Here is a 16,299-nt window from a genome sequence, read left to right on the forward strand (position 1 = left end):
GCTAGACTTGATCCATCGCTGCCATCAGCTGCGCAGGCAACGCACCACGCCAACAACGCCGGGAGTATCAGCCCGGCCCACGTGACGGGAGAAGCGCCATATGCGTGTGGATCGCCGGATCACTCCGCCTGCGCCATCGGGTCGCCCGCCGCCGTTCCTCGCCGCCCTCCTTTACGCCGCCGTCCTCACTGCCCTGCCCGCCCATGCGGAAGGCCCGTTCACCGTGACGAGCGACGACCTGACGCCGGGCGGACGCGTCCGTGCCGCGAACGTGTTCGACCGCGGCGACTGCAAGGGCGGTAACCACTCGCCGCAGCTCACCTGGCACAACCCGCCGCCCGGCACGCGCGGCTACGCGGTCACGATCTTCGATCCCGACGCGCCGGGGCACGGCTGGTGGCACTGGGCCGTGGCGGGCATTCCGGCGACGGTCACGAGCCTGCCCGCCGACGCGAGCGCGTCCGGCTTCCTGCGGCGCATCGGCGCGAGCGAGGCGCGCAACGACTTCGGGATCGACGGCTACGGCGGCCCGTGCCCGCCGCCCGGCAAGCCGCACCGCTACGTGATCACCGTCTACGCGCTGAGGGGCGACGACCTGCGCGTCGCGCAGGGCCGCCCCGCGCCGATGTTCGAGCACGAGATCGGCACGCTGGCGATCGGCACCGCGAAACTCACGGTCAACTACGGGCAGTAACGGGCGCCGGACATCGCGCGCCGCCGCGCCCCGATTGCCTGCCGCCACGAAATTTTGTACTCCGCGCCCGCGCGCTTACCCGTCATTTCGGCTTGCTAGACTCTTCGTCACCGGTCGCGGCCCACGCCGCGCATCCGTCGCGCCGCCGGCCGGCGACGCGTGACGCGGCGTGCCGCTGCGGCCGCCGTTCCCGTTCCTTTCCGGAGATCGCCTCATGTCGAACATCGTCATCGTCTATCACAGCGGCTACGGTCACACGCAAAAACTGGCCGAGGCCGTCCACGCGGGCGCGCAGGAAGCCGGCGCGACCGTGCGCCTGCTCCCCGTCGGCGACGTCGACGACGCGGGCTGGGCCGCGCTCGACGCGGCCGACGCGATCGTCTTCGGCGCGCCGACCTACATGGGCGGCCCGTCGGCGCAGTTCAAGCAATTCGCCGATGCAACGTCGAAAGCGTGGTTCACGCAGAAATGGAAGGACAAGATCGCCGCGGGCTTCACGAACTCCGCGACGATGAACGGCGACAAGTTCTCGACGATTCAATATTTCGTCACGCTGTCGATGCAGCATGGGATGGTGTGGGTCGGCACGAGCCTGATGCCGGCCAACTCGAAGGCGGCCACGCGCAACGACATCAACTACCTGGGCGGCTCGACGGGCCTGCTCGCGCAGTCGCCGGCGGATGCGACGCCCGACGAAGGTCCGCTGCCGGGCGACCTCGAGACCGGGAAGGCATTCGGCCGGCGGGTCGCCGAAGCGACGGCCCGCTGGGTCGCCGGCCGCGGCTGAACACCCCCGAGCGTCCGCGCCGGCGGGCATCAAAGGGACACAAGACGGCCCGCCGGCCGTCTTTTTTTCGCCCCGCGCGGTGCAGGCCCGCCGGATGACGTCTTAAAATGGCGGATTCAGGGCGCGGGCCCCCGTTTCATTCAGTGAGAGCGAAATGAGCACCAAAGTTTTTGTCGACGGCCAGGAAGGTACGACCGGCCTCAAGATCTTCGAATACCTGTCGGCACGCAGCGACATCGAGATCCTGCGCATCGATGAAGCGAAGCGCAAGGACGTCGACGAGCGCCGCCGCCTGATCAACGCGTCGGACGTCACGTTCCTGTGCCTGCCGGACGTCGCATCGCGCGAATCGGCCTCGCTCGTCGAGAACCCGAACACGACGCTGATCGACGCGAGCACCGCGTTCCGCACCAGCGCCGACTGGGCGTATGGCCTGCCGGAACTGACCCGCGCACAGCGCGAGAAGATTCGCACATCGAAGCGCATCGCGGTGCCGGGCTGCCACGCATCGGCCTTCGTGCTCGCGATGCGTCCGCTCGTCGATGCGGGCATCGTCGCGCCGACGTTCGCCGCGCACAGCTACTCGATCACCGGCTACAGCGGCGGTGGCAAGTCGATGATCGCCGACTACGAAAGCGCGGCGCCCGGCGGCAAGCTCGCGAGCCCGCGCCCGTACGCGCTCGGCCTCACGCACAAGCACCTGCCGGAAATGGCTGCCCACACCGGCCTCGCGAACCCGCCGATCTTCACGCCGATCGTCGGCCCGTTCCTGAAGGGTCTCGCGGTGACGACCTACTTCACGCCCGAGCAGCTCGCGAAGCGCGCGACGCCGCAGGATGTGCAGCGCGTGTTCGCCGAGTACTACGCGGACGAAGCATTCGTGCGCGTCGCGCCGTTCGACGCGAACGCGAACCTCGACGGCGGCTTCTTCGACGTGCAGGCGAACAACGACACGAACCGGGTCGACCTGTTCGTGTTCGGCAACGAATCGCGCTTCGTCACGGTCGCGCGCCTCGACAACCTCGGCAAGGGCGCATCGGGCGCCGCGATCCAGTGCATGAACCTGAACATCGGCGCGGCCGAGGACGCCGGTCTCAAACGCTGATTCAGCATCGCATGAAATGCAAAGCCGGCCAGTGGCCGGCTTTTTATTTACCCATATCAGGCAATATATAAAAAATTCCGGACCGCGCATTTACAAATATTTACAAGCTTTCGATTGCGCGATTACAAGCGAATTAATCCCGCCCTTTCTTTATCCAGTCAATCCCGAATAGGGATAAACCGGATACCGCCGCTTTAAACGCTGCCGCTATACGCGGGAAGGCGCTTCGCCGGCCTGTCCGGCGTCGCACATTCCCCACTCCGGCCACTTCCAGCAGCCCGTCTCACGTTTTAATTCTTACTGAATGCCGCGCCAGGCAAGGATTAAATACACGATACCCGTTTCAATCGCCTTTTTTAGACGGGTTCATCAATTGACAGCAAAAATCCAGGCAGCGACATTAGCTCGCACAATTAAACGATTGGAGACAGCGGCATGTCGCACGCCTTATCGAAGGGGGTGGCAACGGCCTTTGCCATTGCCCCTTTCCTGGTTGCATGTGGTGGGGGGGACGGCGGCGCACCCGCGCCGATCAATGCGCCCCAATGTTCCGGATCGAGCTGCGGCACGCAAGGGCCGCCGCCTTCGCAGCCCGTCAACGGTTCGCTGTGTCCGGCCAACGCCGACATCGTGAAGAGCACGTACCTCGGCGGTGCCGGTAGCGGCGAGATCGTCAGCGTCAACATCGACGCCGTGGCGATGACCTACACGCTCAAGTGGCTCGAATCGCCGATTCCGCTCGCGACCGGCACGGTCACGCCGAGCCGCGCCGGCACGACGATCACCGGTGCGGTCATGCACCCGCCGACCGGCACGCTGCCGACCGCGGAGCAGACGCGCTGCGCGTTCATCCTCGCGCCAGGCTCGGGCAAGGCGCCGAACGGCTCGACCTATTCGACGGCCGCCGACTTCAACAAGGCGAACCCGCCGATGCTGCTGGTCGGCATGGGCGTCGCGGGCGGCGGCATTCCGGGTGCGACGGTCCAGTACGACGGGCTGACGATCATCCCCGGCGTGCTCCAGAACGTCGGCCAGGTGCCGAACCGTCACTTCGATTTCTACCCGTTCCTCGGCTTCGCGAGCACGACGACGGATATCTCGAAGCTGCCGGGCACGTACAACGCACTGATCTACCACCTCGTGCCGTCGGGCAACTACGCGACGAAGGGCACGAACTCGAGCGAGACGTTCGACGCGAACGGCGCATGCACGTCGACCAGCGCGAGCGGCTGCCAGACGACCGGCAATCCGTGGACCGTGAACACCGCGAACGGCGGCTACTTCGACAGCACGAAGGCACCGCAGACGCTGCCGCAAACGCAGTTGCCGCTCATCGGCGCGACCGGCAAGTCGGCAACCGCGCACATGGTGATCGGCCAGCTCAACGGCGCGACGGTGCCGGTGGTCGTGCGAACGGGCAACGTGAACCTCGGCACGGCGCCGCTGCATACCGACGCGCAGGTCGACGACGAATCGGGCATCGCGGTGCTCGGCGCGGCGACGGCGATCACGTCGGGCGCGATCGACGGCGGCTACGCGGGTGCGGACTCGAACTTCAAGTACACGGCTGCGCTGATCCGCGGCGGCAACGCGTCGTTCATCAACCCGAGCACGCAGGCCGAGGAAGACGGCTTCACGCTCGACTACGGCCAGGCGACGCCGGGCCTGCTGAACGCGACGACGACGCCGCCGAGCGGCGCGAGCTACCCGTCCGCATCGGGCGTGGTGATCGCGACGGGCGGGCTGTACGCGGCGCTGATCCAGGGCACGGTGAACGGCGGCGTCACGTCGACGTCGGCGAACTCGAGCACGTCGTCGACACCGTACTTCGGCGTGGGCGCGCAGATCAGCAAGTAGCGAACGAGGGCGCGACGGTGGCCGGCCCGCCGTCGCGCAACGCACGAGCGCGCGGCACGGCGCAGGCAGGACGAGCACAAGCAAATGAAGCGGCCGACAGGGAGCTGGCCGCCACACAAGACAAATCTGGAGGAGCAACATGAAGCGCAACCTCATTCTGGCGGCGGCCCTTGCCGCCCCCCTTCTTTCTGCCTGCGGCGGCGGCAGCGACAATCCGCCCCCGCTCGTCGAAGACCGGCTCTGCCCTGCCTCGCTCGACTACAGCACCGTGTTTACGGGGGGCGCGGGCAGCGGCGAACTCGCGAAGGTCCAGCTCGACACGACCAAGATGACCTGGCAGGTCACCTATGTCGAATCGGCGGTGCCGCAAAAGACCGGCACCGTCGTGCCGACCCGCGCGGGCACCGTCGACAGCGGCACGCTCACGCAGGAAACGCTGCTGCCGACCAACAAGCTGAACCAGTGCGCGTTCCGCCTGAACGGTGCGAGCCTCGACGCGTCGCGTCCGGCGCGCATCTTCGTCGGCTTCGGCGTCGCGGGCGGCACGATTCCCGGCAAGGAGATCCAGTTCGGCGGTGTGCTCGGCCAGGCCGCGGTGCCCGACACGAAATTCCCGTACTACCCGTTCATCGGTTTCTCGTCGATCGAAACCGACATCACGAAGGTGGCGGGCACATACAGCCATGTGGGCTTCGGCGAAGTGCCGTCGCAGAACTTCGCACCGGCGTCGATCGACGCGAAGGTGACGATCAACGCCGACGGCAGCTGGACCAAGTGCGACTCGACCGGCCAGTTCGCCGGCGGCGCGTGCACGCAGCAAGGCACGAACTTCGTGCAGTCGGCCGACGGCAGCGGCGCGTTCCAGTCGAACAACTACGCGAGCCAGCTGAAGCCGACGCTGTCGGCCACGCCGCAGGGCAAGGGCTTCATGATCGTCGGCAAGCTGCGCAACCAACTGGTGCCGATCCTCGTGCGCACGGGGGTCGCGAACCCGAACCCGACGCCGGACAGCAACGGCGTGCCGGGCCTCACCGCCGACGACGAATCGAGCATCTCGATCCTTTCGCCGCAAACGGCGGTCACGGTCGGTTCGCAGAACGGCGAGTACATCGGCGTCGACAGCGAGTTCAACTACCGGACCACCGCGCTGATCAACAGCCAGGCGACGCTGCTCGATCCGTTCCAGCCGTCGCAGGCGTCGCTCACGCGGGTCCTCGATCTCGACTACACGCAGAAGGTGCCGGGCACGGTCACGACGATCCACACGGGTGCCAGCAGCTCGACGCCGACCGGCAAGTTCATCTTCACGGGTGGCGTGTTCGGTTTCCTCGACAACGCCGGATCGACGCCGTATTTCACGATCGGCGCGTTCGTCCAGTAAGCGGAGGGGGAAGCCGTGATAAAGAGAGCCCTTCTCTGCGCGGCGGCCGGCGCCGCCGTGCTGGCGCCGCTCGCGGCGCACGCGCAGAGCGCCGGCAGCAACGTCGTCACGCTGGGCTGGTTCCACGTGATGCCGCAGCAGAGCAGCACGCCGATGACGACCAACGTCGCGCCGACGCCGATCAACACGCCACTGCGGCTGCCGCCGTCGTTCACGTCGCCGGGCACCGGGCTGCGCACGAGCGGCGCGGACACCGTCGGCCTGACGGTCAGCCACTTCCTGACCGACCACATCGCGGTCACGTCGGTGGCCGGCGTGCCGCCGGTGTTCAAGGTGTCGGGCCAGGGCACGATCAGGCCGCCCGGCCCTGCCGGCGCGCTCGGCACGCAGAACATCGGGCTGGCGTCGGTCAACCCGATCGTGAAGAGCGTGCGGCAGTGGAGCCCGGCGATGCTGCTGCAGTACTACTTCGGTGCGGCAACCGCGAAGTTCCGGCCGTTCCTCGGCCTCGGCGTGTCGTACAACTGGTTCAGCGACCTGCAGCTCAACACGAACTTCATCAAGCAGACGCAGGACAATCTCGGCGCGATTCTCGCGGCGGGCGCCGGCAAGCCGGGTACGACATCGGTGGAGGCGAAGGCGTCGTCGTCATGGCAGCCGGTGTTCAACGCGGGCCTGCAGTACAACATGACCGAGCATTTCGGGCTGATCGCGTCGGTGACGTACATCCCGCTGAAGACGACGTCGACGGTGACGATCAAGGCCGCCGACGGCACGGTGCTCTCGGAGTCGAAATCGGACCTGAAGGCCGACCCGATCATCAGCTACGTCGGGATGACGTACAAGTTCTGAGCGCGGCGACGAACGACGAATGGAAGGCCGCGACAAAATCGCAGGCAAAAAAAAGCCCGCCTAAGAGGCGGGCTGAATCCATATCAGAGGAGACATGGAGGAGACAGTTCCAACTATACCGAATCGGTTTCCGCATTGCAACATTTCCGTCGAGAAAATCAGGATTTTCCCTCGAATGCCGCCTCTAGACCGCCTTCGCCGTATCTGACCCCACCCTGTTTACCCGGTCGAGCGCTTCACCCAGCGCATCGCGCAGCAGCGCGGCGGGCCGCACCAGCCGGCCCGGCAGCGCGCCGTGCACGATCCACGCGTTGATCCGCGTCTCCAGCCCCACCGTTTCCACCACCACCCTCAGCGCATCGCGATGCGCGCCAGCGCGGCCGCCATCTTCGGGCTCGTGACCGAACGCGGGGCCGGCGCAGCGGCGTTGACTCGCCCGCGTACGTAAGCGAGCGTGAAGCAGGGCCGAAAAGCGGAACGCCCCGCCCTGTTGCGAGGGACGGGGCGTTCGACGCTCCGGTGTCAGTTCGACATCAGTGACGGACCAGCGCCATCATCGCGCCGAAGCCGACGAACAGCCCGCCCGTCAGCCGGTTGAAGATCTTCGCCACGCTCTGGCTCTTCAGCGTCGCGCCGATGCGCGTGCCGAACGACGCGTAGACGAGATACCAGCTCACCTCGATCACCGCGAACGTGACGACGAGGATGCCGAACTGCGGCAGCGTCGGCTCGGCCGCGTTGATGAACTGCGGCAGCAGCGCGGCCGCGAACAGGATCGCCTTCGGGTTGCTGCCCGCGACCAGGAAACCGTTGCGGAACAGCGTCCCGCGCGATGCGGACGCGGACTGGCGCGAGATGGTATCGACGTCGGCGGCAGGCTGCTCGTCGTCGACGCGTGCCCGCCATGCCTTCACGCCGAGGTAGATCAGGTAGGCCGCGCCCGCGAAGCGCAGCGTGTTGAACATCGCCGGCCAGGCCTCGAGCACCGCGCCGAGGCCCGCTGCCGACACCGACAACATCAGCACCAGCGCAGTGAGGCAGCCGGCCATCGTCCACGCCGAACGCCGCAGCCCGTGCCGCGCACCGTGCGTCATCACCAGCAGCATGTTCGGGCCCGGAATCGCCGATATGACGAATACCGTCGCCACGAAAAGCCACCACGTATGCAAGTTCATGACCGCCTCTGCCTGGATGCAAGGAAAACGAAACGTCGATTATGCCGATGCGCCGGACTTCTGTCGCGCGGCGGATCAGCGGCCCGCGCGGCGCAGCGCGACTTCGCCGAGCACCGCGAAATCCTGGTCGCCGCCGCCGTGCGCGAGCGCGTCGAGCAGGTTGTCGCGCACGACGCTCGCCACCGGCAGCGGCACCGACACGGCGTCGCCGGCTTCCAGCGCCAGGCGAACGTCCTTCAGCCCGAGGCGCGCCTTGAAGCGCGCGGGCTCGTAGCGCCGCTCGGCGATCATCGAGCCGTAGCCTTCGTAGACAGGCCCCGGAAACACGCTGCCGGTGATCACGTCGAGGAAGTCGCGCATCGCGACGCCGTGCGCGCCCAGCAGCGCGGACGCCTCGCCGAGCGTCTCGATCGCCGACGCGAGCGTGAAGTTCGCGGCGATCTTCGCGACGTTCGCGTGCTGCGGCAGCGAACCGAACCGCCAGGTCTTCTGGCCGATCGCGTCGAACAGCGGCTGCACGCGGTCGATCGCCTCGGCCGGGCCGCCGGCCATGATCGTCAGGCGCGCGGCGGCCGCGACGTCGGGCCGCCCCATCACCGGCGCGGCGACGTAATGGATGCCGCGCGATGCATGCGCGTGCGCGAGCGATTCGGCCAGCGCGACCGAGACCGTCGCCATGTTGACGTGGATCAGGCCGCGCGGCGCCTGCGCGAGCAGCGCGTCGTCGAAGATCGCGCGCGCAGCGGCGTCGTCGGCCAGCATCGAGAACACTGCGTCGCCGCGAAACGCGTCGGCCGGGGTGTCGACGATCTGCGCACCGACTGCGGCGAGCGGCTCGGCGCGCTCGCGCGACCGGTTCCAGACCCGCACCGTGTGCCCCGCCTTCAACAGGTTCGTTGCGATTGCCTGCCCCATTTCACCCAGCCCGATAAATCCGAGATCCATTACCTGCTCCTTCGCTCCGTGAAGCGGGGAGTTAAACACAGATGCGGGGCGTCTGCAGGGCACGCGGCCGGCCATGCGCGGTGCGATACTGCGCGCATGGCGACCGCGATCTTCCGTTTCCACGACGAACTGAACGCCTTTCTCCCGCGCACACAGCGCGACCGCGCGTTCGGGCACGCATGCGCGCGCGATGCGACGGTGAAGCACGCGATCGAGGCGCTCGGCGTCCCGCATACCGAAATCGGCCGGCTCCGCGTGAACGACGCGCCGGCCGCGCTCGACCGGCCGCTCGACGACGGCGACCGGGTCGAAGCCTTTCCGGAGCGCGCGCAGCCGGCGGCGAACGGGGCCGCCGCGCCGCAACCGGCGCAGTGGCGCTTCATCGCCGACGCGCATCTCGGCGGCCTCGCGCAACTGCTGCGCCTCGCGGGCTTCGACACCTGCTACGACAACCACTACCGCGACGACGAACTCGCGGCGCTCGCCGCGCGCGAGGGCCGGATCGTGCTGACCCGCGACCGCGAGCTGCTCAAGCGGCGCGCGGTCGAGCGCGGCTGCTACCTGCACGCGCTGCAGCCGGCCGACCAGTTGCGCGAGCTGTTCGAGCGGCTCGATCTCGCGCCGCACATGCGGCCGTTCCGGCTGTGCCTGCGCTGCAATGCGCCGCTGCATCCGCTCGACGCGGCGGCTGCCGCGCCGCGCGTGCCGGCCGACGTCCGGCAGCAGCACCGGCGCTTCGCCGCGTGCGACGTGTGCCGGCGCGTATTCTGGGAAGGCTCGCACTGGCGGCGCATGCGCACGGTGGTCGACGCGATGCGCGCGCCACCGCCATCGCCACCGCCTGCCGGCGAACACGAGGCCTGAAAAAACAAAACCCCGCATGCGTGAACATGCGGGGTCTCGCGAGTGGCGGCCGACGATGCCGGCCCCGGGCGACGCGTGTCTTAGTTCTGCGTGCCTGCGTCGTTCGTGCCGGCGGCCGATGCGGCGGCGGCCTTCGCCTTGCCCTTGGCCGAACCGTGTTGCTTCAGCTGGTGCTTCGGCTTGCTGTGATCCTTCTTGGCCGGTGCCGGAGCGGCTGCCGACGTGTCGGCTGCCGGCGCGGACGCCTGTGCGAATGCCGAAACCGATGCGAGCGCGAATGCTGCGGCGATGATCGAAGCGAGCGTCTTCTTCATTGTTCTTCCTTTAGCGGAGAAAAAATCAAACGTACCGGTAAGTAAAGATGCGAGGCATTCGCATCGGAGCCCCAGGCCGCGAGGCACGGCTTGCGCCGTGCCGCCGCGACAAAACCTGACGCACTGGTTCCATAACGCACCGCGTTCGCGGCAAGTTGACACGTTGCTTGCATCCCTCGGGTTTCCCCGGGGGAGCACGCGTATTGCGGTGTCGGCGACCGGTCCGGCGGCCGCCGCGGCGGCGCTGCCAACCCGCTCGCGCGCCGCCGGGGCGACGCTTATACTGGCGTCCATCCGTCCCTTTCCCCGGAAACCGGATCGCGGCCGGTCGCCAGACCGCCGCCGTCTCGAGGCGCTCAAATTGCCCGATCACAATCTGGACAAACTGAAGATCGACCGGCGTCCGCTCGCACCGGCGCCCCGCCGGCGCCGGTGGCTCCGCTATGCGGCCGCCGCCGCGGTCGCCGTCGTCGCGATCGCCGCCGGCCTCGCGCTCACCGGCCGGCCGGCCGTCGAAACCACCGCCGTCACGTCCGCCTACCCGTACCAGAACGACACGCAGCTCAATGCGACCGGCTACGTCGTGCCGCAGCGCAAGGCCGCGGTCGCATCGAAGGGCCAGGGGCGCGTCGAATGGCTCGGCGTGCTCGAAGGCACGCGCGTGAAGAAGGACGAGATCATCGCGCGCCTCGAAAGCCGCGACGTCGAGGCCTCGCTGGCGCAGGCGCTCGCACAGGTGAAGGTTGCCCGCGCGAACCTCGGCGTCGAACAGGCCGAACTGAAGGACGCCGAGATCGCGCTGCGCCGCACCTCGGCGCTCGCCCCGCGCGGCGCCGTGCCGGCCGCGCAATTCGACACCGACACGGCCCGCGTGAACAAGGCGCGCGCATCGCTCAGCAGCGACCAGGCAGCCATCGCATCCGCCGAGGCCAACGCGCAGGCCGCGCAGGTCGCGGTCGACCAGACGGTGATCCGCGCCCCGTTCGACGGCATCGTGCTCGCGAAGCACGCGAACGTCGGCGACAACATCACGCCGTTCTCGTCCGCGTCGGACAGCAAGGGCGCGGTCGTGACGATCGCCGACATGGACACGCTCGAGGTCGAGGCCGACGTCGCCGAATCGAACATCGCGAAGATCCGCGCCGAGCAGCCGTGCGAGATCCAGCTCGACGCGCTGCCCGACACGCGCTTCGCGGGCCGCGTGTCGCGCATCGTGCCGACCGTCGACCGCTCGAAGGCCACCGTGCTCGTGAAGGTGCGCTTCGTCGACCGCGACGAGCGCGTGCTGCCCGACATGAGCGCGAAGATCGCGTTCCTGTCGAAACCCGTATCGGCGCAGGACCGGCAGCCCGTGACGGCCGTGCAGGCGAGCGCGGTCGTCGAGCGCGACGGGCGGACGGTCGTGTTCGTCGTGAAGGACGACACCGTGCACGCGACGGCCGTGACGGCCGGCATGCGGATCGGCGAGCTGGTCGCGATCCGCGGCGTGAAGCCCGGCGACACGGTCGTGCTCGCGCCGGGTGCGAAGCTGAAAGACGGCGCGAAAGTGACCGTCGCGAAGAAGTAGCGCACGCGTGAACGACACCCCGCCGCCCCTCGTCGAGCTCAGCCACGTCGCGAAGTCGTACCGGCGCGGCAACCAGATCGTGCCCGTGCTGACCGACATCACGCTCGATATCGGCGAGGGCGACTTCGTCGCGCTGATGGGGCCGTCCGGCTCCGGCAAGAGCACGCTGCTGAACCTGGTGGCCGGCATCGACCGGCCCGACAGCGGCGAGCTGCGCGTGGGCGGGCTCGACATCTCGCTGCTCGCGGAGGCGCAACTGGCCGAATGGCGCGCGGCGAACGTCGGGTTCATCTTCCAGTTCTACAACCTGATGCCGGTGCTCACCGCGTTCGAGAACGTCGAATTGCCGCTGATGCTCACGCACCTGTCGCGCCGCGAGCGGCGGGAGCGCGTCGAACTCGTGCTCGACATGGTGAACCTCGGCGACCGGACGAGCCATTACCCGTCCGAGCTGTCGGGCGGCCAACAGCAGCGCGTGGCGATCGCGCGCGCGCTGATCACCGATCCGGTGCTGATCGTCGCCGACGAGCCGACCGGCGACCTCGACCGCGCGTCGGCCACCGACGTGCTCGCGATGCTGCAGCGGATGAACGCCGAGCTCGGCAAGACGATCATCATGGTGACCCACGACGCGCACGCGGCCGGCGCTGCGCGCTCGCTCGTGCATCTGGAAAAAGGGGAGCTGATCGATGGGCACGCCGGCTGACCGGCTGCGGGAGCGCGCGCAATGTACGTGCTGAAGCTGATCGCGCGCAATGCGCTGCGGCACCGGCTGCGCACGCTGCTGACCGTGCTCGGGCTGACCATTGCGGTGCTCGCGTTCGGGCTGCTGCACACCGTGGTCGACGCGTGGTACGCGGGCGCGGCCGCCGCATCCAGCGGGCGGCTCGTCACGCGCAACGCGATCTCGCTCGTGTTTCCGCTGCCCGTGAGCTACGAGAACCGGATCCGCGGCGTCGAAGGCGTGACGGCCGTGGTCCGTTCGAACTGGTTCGGCGGCATCTACCGCGATCCGAAGAACTTCTTCGCGAGCTTCGCGGTATCGGACAACTATCTCGACCTGTACCCGGAATTCATCGTCCCGGACCAGCAGCGCGCCGACTACAACCGCGACCGGCGCGGCTGCCTGGTCGGCCGCCAGCTCGCGACGCAGTTCGGCTTCAGGATCGGCGACGTGATTCCGCTGAAGGGCACGATCTACCCGGGCACGTGGGATTTCGTCGTGCGCGGGATCTTCGACGGCCGCGACGACTCGACGATCACGCGCCAGCTGGTGTTCCACTGGGACTACCTGAACGAGACGGTGCGCCAGCGCACGCCGAAGCAGGCCGACCAGGTCGGCGTATTCGTGCTCGGCGTCGCGAACCCCGACGACGGCGCGTCGATCGCGCGCAACGTCGACGCGGTGTTCAAGAACTCGCTCGCGGAGACGCTGACCGAGACCGAACAGGCGTTCCAGCTCGGCTTCGTCGCGATGTCGAACCAGATCATCGCGGCGATCCGCGTCGTGTCGTACGTGGTGATCCTGATCATCATGGCCGTGATGGCCAACGCGATGGCGATGAGCGCGCGCGAGCGCACGGCCGAATACGCGACGCTGAAGGCACTCGGCTTCGGCCCCGGCTTCCTCGCGCTGATCGTGTTCGGCGAATCGGTCGTGATCGCGGTGGCCGGCGGCGGGCTCGGAATCCTCGCGACGCCGCCCGCCGCGAGCCTGTTCAAGCAGGCGGCCGGCGGCATCTTCCCGGTGTTCAAGGTGTCGACCGAGACGGTCGTGCTGCAGGCCGCGTGCTCGGTCGCGGTCGGCTTCGCGGCCGCGATCGTGCCGGCGTGGCAGGCGGCGCGCGTGCGCGTCGTCGAAGGCCTCAGGGCAATCGGTTAGGTTTGCACATGGCGATCCCGCTCAACTACATCGCGCGCAACCTGTGGACCCGGCGGCTCACCACCGCGCTGACCGCCGGCGGGATGGCACTCGTGATCTTCGTGTTCGCGACGGTGCAGATGCTCGACGCGGGGCTCACGAAGACGCTCGTGTCGACCGGCGAACCCGACAACGCGGTGGTGATCCGCAAGGGCGCCGAAACCGAAATCCAGAGTTCGATCGACCACCCGCAGGCCAATGCGCTCGAGATGCACCCGGCCGTCGCGCTCGGCCCCGACGGCCGGCCGCTCGTATCGAAGGAAGCGGTCGTGCTGATCTCGCTGGTGAAGACGTCGTCCGGCAAGCCGTCGAACGTCGTGATCCGCGGCGTGTCGCCGGCCGGTCTCGCGCTGCGCCCGCACGTGACGCTCGCCGCCGGCCGCATGTTCGCGCCCGGCTCGTCGGAAATCATCGTCGGCCGCGCGATCGCGAAAGGGTTCAGCGGCACGCAGCTCGGCGACAGCCTGCATTTCGCGCAGCGCGACTGGACCATCGTCGGCATCTTCGACGCGGGCGGCAGCGGCTTCGATTCGGAGATCTGGGGCGACGTCGACCAGCTGATGCAGTCGTTCCGGCGCACCAGCTATTCGTCGATGGTGCTGCGCATCCCGAGCGCCGACGGCTTCGCGCGCTTCAAGGCCGACATCGACGTCGACCCGCGCCTCACCGACGAGGCGAAACGCGAACAGACCTTCTACGGCGACCAGTCGAGGGCGCTGTCGACGTTCATCAACCTCCTCGGCATCACGCTGTCGACGATCTTCTCGATCGCCGCGATGATCGGCGCGATGATCACGATGTATGCGTCGGTCGCGAACCGCGTCGCCGAGATCGGCACGCTGCGCGCGCTCGGCTTCAAGCGCACGAACGTGCTCGCCGCGTTCCTGCTGGAAGCGCTGCTGCTCGGCTTCGTCGGCGGTGTCGCGGGGCTCGCGTGCGCGTCGCTGATGCAGTTCGCGTCGTTCTCGACGACCAACTTCCAGACCTTCGCGGACCTGTCGTTCCGCTTCGTGCTGACACCCGCGATCGTCGTGAAGACGCTGCTGTTCTCGCTCGTGATGGGGCTCGTCGGCGGGTTCCTGCCGGCGATGCGCGCCGCGCGGCTGAAGATCGTCGACGCGCTGCGCGCGCAGTGACGCGCAGCCCCGCCGCTCAGCGCTCGCGCGGCACCCACGCGCCGTGGAACCCGGCCGGCACGCGGCGCGGCAGGTGCACGGTCGCGACCGGCGCCGCGTCGATCGCGCGCGCATCGAGGATCACGACGTCGCTCGTATCCGTCGCCGCGCGGTAGACCATCACCAGCAGCCAGCCGTCGTCCTCGTTGACGCCGCCCGGGCGCGGCACGAACACGGGCTCGCCGTTCTGGTCGCCGGCCGGCACCGCGTAGCGCGTCGTCGTGCCGCTCGCATGGTCGAAGCGCATCACGCCGCGCATTTCCGCGGGGTTCGGCTGCTCGACCGCATACAGGTAACGGTAGCGGCGCCCCGTCCGGCTTTCGTTGATGCGCGGCAGCTCGATGCCGCCGTCAGCGAGCGGCCCTTCGTCGATCAGCCCGTTCGCCGTATCGATCACGTAGCGCCACAGCTCGCCGGCCGGGTTGTCGGCGAAGCGGCCCGTGCCCGCGTCGAACCGCAGGAACGACGGATAGCGCACCGCATCGAGCACGATGCACGACGCATCGCAGTCGTATGCGTTCACGACGTGCATGATGAAGCACGGCTCGACGCCGAACCAGCGCACGGCGCCGCCATGCCGCGGAATAACGCCGATGCGCGCGGGCCGGTCGTCGTGCCAGCGCAGCGGCATCCGGTGGCCCTGCTTCAGCAGCGAGAAGTCGTAGCCGACGTTCAGGTCGAGCAGCAGGCTGCGGGTTTCGGTGATCGCGAGGTCGTGCATCATCGACGGCGCGCCCAGGTCGATCGCGAGTTCGACGCGCTGCACGCCCTGCGCGTCGGCAACGCCATAGCGCAGCCACGGTGCGCGCCAGTCCGCGCGAAACGCGATCAGCTCGCCGCTCACCGGATCGACCTTCGGATGCGCGGTCATCCCGCCGCCGAGGCCTGCGTGCCGCGCGGGCACGCCGAGCGAATCGAGCGCGGCCGTGATCGCGAACGGTGCGCCGCCCTCCGACAGCGCGAGCAATTCGCCCGCATGCTGCAACACGCTCACGTTCGGATTGGTGTCGGGCAGATGCGATGCCGCTTCAGGCGCATGCACGGCAGCCCAGCGCTGCGTGCGCGCCCAGCGGTTCCGGTAGCCGGTCGCGCGGCCGCCTTCGAACGCGATCGCGTGCAGCATCGCGGCTTCCGGCCACCACGACAGCATGTCGCTCCCTTCGAAGCGGCCGCCCGGCGGATTCGGGCCGTTGCGCAGCAACGTGCCGGCGAGTTCGTGCGGAATGGCACCGGTCACGCGCAGGTCGACGAGATCGACCTCGTCGGCGACCGGCGCGATCGCGCCGCGGTTCAGATCGAATGCGGTCATGGCGGCGGATGCTCCGTTCAGCAGTCTTCGGTGGACGGCGGCAGATCGCCGCGCGCCAGCGCGAGCGCGTGGTCGCGCACGTCGTCCGGCCAGCCGGCGACCCGCTCGGCGAGCCGCGCCAGATCGTTTGCATACAGCGCGCGCGCGGCCTCCTCGAAACCGGGCAGGTCGCCCGCCATCGCCGACATGAAGTGGTACGCGCGCGCCTGCGCGTCGCGGAGACGATCGGCCGCCGCATGCGTGCGCCGTGCGTCCTCGACGAGCTTGCGCAACGCGACGGACGCGCCGCCCGGCTGCGCGGCCAGCCATTCCCAGTGACGCGGCAGCAGCGTGACCTCGCGCGACACGACGCC

At 68.5% G+C, this 16,299-nt stretch carries 16 protein-coding genes and 1 pseudogene; 11 read left to right on the forward strand and 6 right to left on the reverse strand.

Going from position 1 to position 16,299, the window contains the following annotated elements; all coding sequences use genetic code 11:
* Positions 1-100: 100 nt before the first annotated feature.
* The 6 genes from G3N64_RS27270 to G3N64_RS27295 all read left to right on the forward strand — a co-directional run bounded on the left by G3N64_RS27270 (position 101) and on the right by G3N64_RS27295 (position 6,676).
* Positions 101-694 carry a YbhB/YbcL family Raf kinase inhibitor-like protein gene (locus G3N64_RS27270; protein ID WP_205786682.1) on the forward strand — a complete coding sequence of 198 codons (594 nt, stop codon included), beginning with the start codon at positions 101-103 and terminating at the stop codon, positions 692-694.
* A 214-nt stretch (positions 695-908) separates the two neighbouring features.
* Positions 909-1,481, forward strand: coding sequence for a flavodoxin family protein (locus G3N64_RS27275; RefSeq protein ID WP_205786683.1), 573 nt, complete (start codon positions 909-911; stop codon positions 1,479-1,481).
* 154 nt (positions 1,482-1,635) lie between these two features.
* Positions 1,636-2,586 carry an N-acetyl-gamma-glutamyl-phosphate reductase gene (argC, locus tag G3N64_RS27280; protein ID WP_205786684.1) on the forward strand — a complete coding sequence of 317 codons (951 nt, stop codon included), beginning with the start codon at positions 1,636-1,638 and terminating at the stop codon, positions 2,584-2,586.
* Positions 2,587-3,021: 435 nt separating this feature from the next.
* Positions 3,022-4,443: a DUF2957 domain-containing protein gene (locus G3N64_RS27285; RefSeq protein ID WP_205786685.1), complete on the forward strand. Its 1,422-nt coding sequence runs from the start codon at positions 3,022-3,024 to the stop codon at positions 4,441-4,443.
* Between the two features lie 139 nt (positions 4,444-4,582).
* Positions 4,583-5,824, forward strand: coding sequence for a DUF2957 domain-containing protein (locus tag G3N64_RS27290; RefSeq protein WP_205786686.1), 1,242 nt, complete (start codon positions 4,583-4,585; stop codon positions 5,822-5,824).
* 18 nt (positions 5,825-5,842) lie between these two features.
* Positions 5,843-6,676 (forward strand): OmpW family protein, encoded by an 834-nt coding sequence (locus G3N64_RS27295; protein WP_205786696.1) that lies wholly within the window; start codon positions 5,843-5,845, stop codon positions 6,674-6,676.
* A gap of 184 nt (positions 6,677-6,860) precedes the next feature.
* On the opposite strand, the pseudogene G3N64_RS27300 reads toward G3N64_RS27295, so the two are convergent.
* The 3 genes and pseudogenes from G3N64_RS27300 to G3N64_RS27310 form a co-directional block, all read right to left on the reverse strand.
* Positions 6,861-7,046: pseudogene (locus tag G3N64_RS27300) on the reverse strand (LysR family transcriptional regulator); the annotation flags it as partial.
* A gap of 163 nt (positions 7,047-7,209) precedes the next feature.
* Positions 7,210-7,851 carry a LysE family translocator gene (locus tag G3N64_RS27305; protein WP_205786687.1) on the reverse strand — a complete coding sequence of 214 codons (642 nt, stop codon included), beginning with the start codon at positions 7,849-7,851 and terminating at the stop codon, positions 7,210-7,212.
* A 75-nt stretch (positions 7,852-7,926) separates the two neighbouring features.
* On the reverse strand, positions 7,927-8,796 hold the full coding sequence (locus G3N64_RS27310) for an NAD(P)-dependent oxidoreductase (RefSeq protein ID WP_205786688.1): 870 nt from the start codon (positions 8,794-8,796) through the stop codon (positions 7,927-7,929).
* 96 nt (positions 8,797-8,892) lie between these two features.
* On the opposite strand from G3N64_RS27310, the gene G3N64_RS27315 reads away from it, so the two are divergent.
* Complete coding sequence (locus G3N64_RS27315) at positions 8,893-9,660, forward strand: Mut7-C ubiquitin/RNAse domain-containing protein (RefSeq protein ID WP_205786689.1); 768 nt, start codon at positions 8,893-8,895, stop codon at positions 9,658-9,660.
* Between the two features lie 80 nt (positions 9,661-9,740).
* On the opposite strand, the gene G3N64_RS27320 is transcribed toward G3N64_RS27315, so the two are convergent.
* Entirely contained in the window at positions 9,741-9,974 is a 234-nt protein-coding gene (locus G3N64_RS27320; RefSeq protein WP_205786690.1) for a hypothetical protein, read from the reverse strand.
* Between the two features lie 361 nt (positions 9,975-10,335).
* Here G3N64_RS27320 and G3N64_RS27325 point away from each other — a divergent pair, with 361 nt between their 5' ends.
* Genes G3N64_RS27325 through G3N64_RS27340 form a run of 4 tightly spaced genes read left to right on the forward strand, consistent with a single transcriptional unit; the run spans position 10,336 to position 14,598 of the window.
* Positions 10,336-11,541, forward strand: a complete 1,206-nt coding sequence (locus tag G3N64_RS27325; RefSeq protein ID WP_205786691.1) for an efflux RND transporter periplasmic adaptor subunit — start codon at positions 10,336-10,338, stop codon at positions 11,539-11,541.
* Positions 11,542-11,548: 7 nt separating this feature from the next.
* Positions 11,549-12,247 (forward strand): ABC transporter ATP-binding protein, encoded by a 699-nt coding sequence (locus G3N64_RS27330; RefSeq protein ID WP_043185130.1) that lies wholly within the window; start codon positions 11,549-11,551, stop codon positions 12,245-12,247.
* Between the two features lie 21 nt (positions 12,248-12,268).
* The gene (locus G3N64_RS27335) at positions 12,269-13,423 is read left to right on the forward strand and encodes an ABC transporter permease (protein WP_205786692.1); all 1,155 of its coding nucleotides are present in this window, start codon (positions 12,269-12,271) and stop codon (positions 13,421-13,423) included.
* 8 nt (positions 13,424-13,431) lie between these two features.
* Complete coding sequence (locus G3N64_RS27340; RefSeq protein WP_205786693.1) at positions 13,432-14,598, forward strand: ABC transporter permease; 1,167 nt, start codon at positions 13,432-13,434, stop codon at positions 14,596-14,598.
* A 16-nt stretch (positions 14,599-14,614) separates the two neighbouring features.
* Here G3N64_RS27340 and G3N64_RS27345 read toward each other — a convergent pair whose 3' ends face one another.
* Both G3N64_RS27345 and G3N64_RS27350 read right to left on the reverse strand, forming a co-directional pair.
* The gene (locus G3N64_RS27345) at positions 14,615-15,946 is read right to left on the reverse strand and encodes a carotenoid oxygenase family protein (protein ID WP_205786694.1); all 1,332 of its coding nucleotides are present in this window, start codon (positions 15,944-15,946) and stop codon (positions 14,615-14,617) included.
* A 17-nt stretch (positions 15,947-15,963) separates the two neighbouring features.
* On the reverse strand, positions 15,964-16,299 hold a 336-nt coding region (locus tag G3N64_RS27350), incomplete at its 5' end, for a DUF2239 family protein (RefSeq protein ID WP_205786695.1).

The organism is Burkholderia sp. Ac-20344 (genome assembly GCF_017104975.1).
Lineage (GTDB): Bacteria > Pseudomonadota > Gammaproteobacteria > Burkholderiales > Burkholderiaceae > Burkholderia.